This window comes from Streptomyces sp. UNOC14_S4 (assembly GCF_020740835.1).
Taxonomy (GTDB): Bacteria; Actinomycetota; Actinomycetes; order Streptomycetales; family Streptomycetaceae; genus Streptomyces.
Map to the genome: position 1 here is coordinate 1 of NZ_JAINFC010000698.1, position 3,035 is coordinate 3,035.

Genomic DNA, 3,035 nt, shown 5'->3' on the forward strand with positions numbered 1-3,035 from the left:
AGCTCCCCCTACGTCATGAAACCCACCAGGAGCAACACCCATGCGCACCACAACAGTTGAGATCCCCACCCCCGACGGTACGGCCGACGCCTTCGTCGCCTTCCCCGACGACGGCGCGCGCCACCCGGGCGTCCTGCTGTACGTGGACGCCATCGGGCTGCGGCCGGTGATCCACGAGATGGCCCGGAAGCTGGCCGCCGAGGGCTACTACGTCCTGGCCCCGAACATCTTCTACCGCCACGGCCCCGCCCCTGTGCTCGACGTACCCGACCTGAGCTCCGCCGAGGCCCGAGAAGCGTTCTTCGCCCGCCTCATGCCCCTGTTGGACGAACTCACCGTGGAGCGCTCGGCCCGCGACGCCGACGCGTACCTGGACTTCCTCACTGCCCGGCCCGAGGTCCGCCCCGGACCTGCCGGGGTCGTCGGTTACTGCATGGGGGCCGTCCTGGCGGTGCGGGCGGCAGCGGAGAGCCCCGACCGGGTGGCCGCCGCGGCCTGCTTCCACCCCGGTCCGCTCGTCACCGGCACGCCCGACAGCCCGCACCTGCTCGCCCCGCAGCTGAACGCGGAGCTCCTCTTCGGCCTGGCCGAGCACGACGACTCCATGCCGCCCGAGGCCGTCGCCGAGTTGCACAAGGCCCTCGGCGACGTCGGCGTCCGATACGTCTCCGAGGTCTACCCGGGCACCGTTCACGGCTTCACCATGGCCGACACCGCCGCCTTCAGCCCCTCCGGGCTCCAGCGGCACTGGGAGCGCCTGCTGCCGTTCTTCGCCCGCACCCTCGCCACCGGGTGACCTACGACGCCCCTGCTCCACCCCGCGCCGCCTGCTCCGTGCCGCAGTAGCGGCACTTCCACGCCGCCTCCGGCAGGTCCTCGGACAGGCACGCCGGGCACGTCTTCAGGGGGCCCGGTTCGCTGAATGCGGTGATGCCGCGGCGGGCCTGGACGTGCTTGTAGGGGACGACGATGAGGAAGTAGACGACCGCCATGAAGATGACGAAATAGATGAGCGCGGAGATGAACGAGCCCAGGTCGAGGTAGGTCGCCTTGTTGCCCGTGCGGCCGAGCTGCCAGCCGAGGCCCAGGGAGCGGCCGCCCTGCAGCCGGGCGATGATCGGGTTGACCACGAAGTCGGTGAACGCCTTGATCAGCGTGCTGAACGCGAGGGCGATGATCAGCCCCACGGCGACGGTGACGATGTCACCGCGCATGATGAAGTTCTTGAATCCCTTGATCACGGGACAAGACGCTACATTCCGGACACTGCGGTCCGGCGGTACGGCGCGTCGTCCGGTTCCGCTCCTTATGGACAGACAGAGCGGAACCGGACGGCGGAAGCGCTAGAGGATCGCGCCCGGCGCGTACGCCGCCGCCTCGGGGTGCGCCTTCGCGATCTCCTCGATGCGGGCGACGACCAGGCCCACCTGGTCGGCCGCGGCCCCGCTGAAGGAGAGCTTGTCCGCCATCAGGGCGTCCAGCGCGGCGCGGTCCAGCGGGATGCGCTCGTCGGCGGCCAGCTTGTCGAGCAGCTCGTTGCGCTCGGCGCCCTGCTCGCGCATGGCGAGCGCGGAGGCCACCGCGTGCTCCTTGATGGCCTCGTGCGCGACCTCGCGGCCGACCCCGGCGCGCACCGCGGCCATCAGGACCTTGGTGGTGGCGAGGAAGGGGAGGTAGCGGTCCAGCTCGCGGGCGACGACGGCGGGGAAGGCGCCGAACTCGTCGAGGACCGTCAGGAAGGTCTCCAGCAGGCCGTCGAGCGCGAAGAACGCGTCCGGCAGCGCGACGCGGCGGACCACGGAGCAGGAGACGTCGCCCTCGTTCCACTGGTCGCCCGCGAGCTCGCCCGTCATCGAGGCGTAGCCGCGCAGGATCACCATGAGGCCGTTGACGCGCTCGCAGGAGCGGGTGTTCATCTTGTGCGGCATGGCGGACGAGCCGACCTGGCCGGGCTTGAAGCCCTCGGTGACCAGCTCGTGCCCGGCCATCAGGCGGATCGTCTTGGCGAGCGAGGAGGGGGCCGCGGCGAGCTGCACCAGCGCGGTGACGACGTCGTAGTCGAGCGAGCGCGGGTAGACCTGGCCGACGGAGGTGAAGGCGTGGGCGAAGCCGAGGTGGGTGGCGATGCGCCGCTCCAGCTCGTCCAGCTTCGCGGCGTCGCCGCCGAGCAGGTCGAGCATGTCCTGGGCGGTGCCGACCGGGCCCTTGATGCCGCGCAGCGGGTAGCGGGCGAGGAGGTCCTCCACCCGGCCGAAGGCGACGAGCAGCTCGTCGGCGGCGGTCGCGAAGCGCTTGCCGAGGGTGGTGGCCTGGGCGGCGACGTTGTGCGAGCGGCCCGCCATGACCAGCTCCGCGTGCTCGGCGGCCAGCTTGCCCAGCCGAGCCAGCACGGCGACCGTGCGGCCGCGGACGTGCTCCAGGGAGAGCCGGATCTGGAGCTGCTCGACGTTCTCCGTAAGGTCACGGGAGGTCATGCCCTTGTGGACGTGCTCGTGGCCGGCGAGGGCGTTGAACTCCTCGATGCGGGCCTTCACGTCGTGGCGGGTGACCTTCTCACGCTCGGCGATCGAGGCCAGGTCGACCTGGTCCAGGACCCGCTCGTAGTCGGCGAGCGCCGCGTCCGGCACCTCGATCCCCAGGTCCTTCTGGGCACGCAGCACGGCCAGCCAGAGCCTGCGCTCCAGGGTGACCTTGTACTCGGGGGACCACAGGACGGCCAGGTCCGGGGAGGCGTAGCGGCCGGCGAGGACGTTGGGGATGCGGGGTTTCGAAGACGCAGCTGTCACGTGACCAGAGTCTACTTGGCGGTTCGCGCAGGTCAGGCCAGCCGCTTCATTCGTGCGTTGCTACGAGACGGGGGTCACGGCACCGGGTGCGAAAAGGCACGCGGGAAGGCCGCCTCCACCGAGGGTACGTGACCGGCTGTTCATCGCCCGTTCCGCCGCCGGGCATCTGGTGCCGATAGCAATCGGTGGCGACAGTGGCGACAGGGGACGGAAACGACTCGGGAGGTCTTCCATGGTCCGGACATCGGG

3 protein-coding genes are annotated in these 3,035 nt (G+C 70.6%); 1 reads left to right on the forward strand and 2 read right to left on the reverse strand.

The features are described 5' to 3' along the window. The first annotated feature begins 40 nt into the window (after positions 1 to 40). Positions 41 to 796 (forward strand): dienelactone hydrolase family protein, encoded by a 756-nt coding sequence (locus K6I34_RS34500; RefSeq protein ID WP_229331985.1) that lies wholly within the window; start codon positions 41 to 43, stop codon positions 794 to 796. A 1-nt stretch (position 797) separates the two neighbouring features. On the opposite strand, the gene K6I34_RS34505 is transcribed toward K6I34_RS34500, so the two are convergent. Both K6I34_RS34505 and purB read right to left on the reverse strand, forming a co-directional pair. Continuing rightward, on the reverse strand, positions 798 to 1,241 hold the full coding sequence (locus tag K6I34_RS34505; RefSeq protein ID WP_229331986.1) for an MscL family protein: 444 nt from the start codon (positions 1,239 to 1,241) through the stop codon (positions 798 to 800). 102 nt (positions 1,242 to 1,343) lie between these two features. Further along, the gene (gene purB / locus K6I34_RS34510) at positions 1,344 to 2,786 is read right to left on the reverse strand and encodes an adenylosuccinate lyase (RefSeq protein WP_229331987.1); all 1,443 of its coding nucleotides are present in this window, start codon (positions 2,784 to 2,786) and stop codon (positions 1,344 to 1,346) included. Between the last annotated feature and the right edge of the window lie 249 nt (positions 2,787 to 3,035).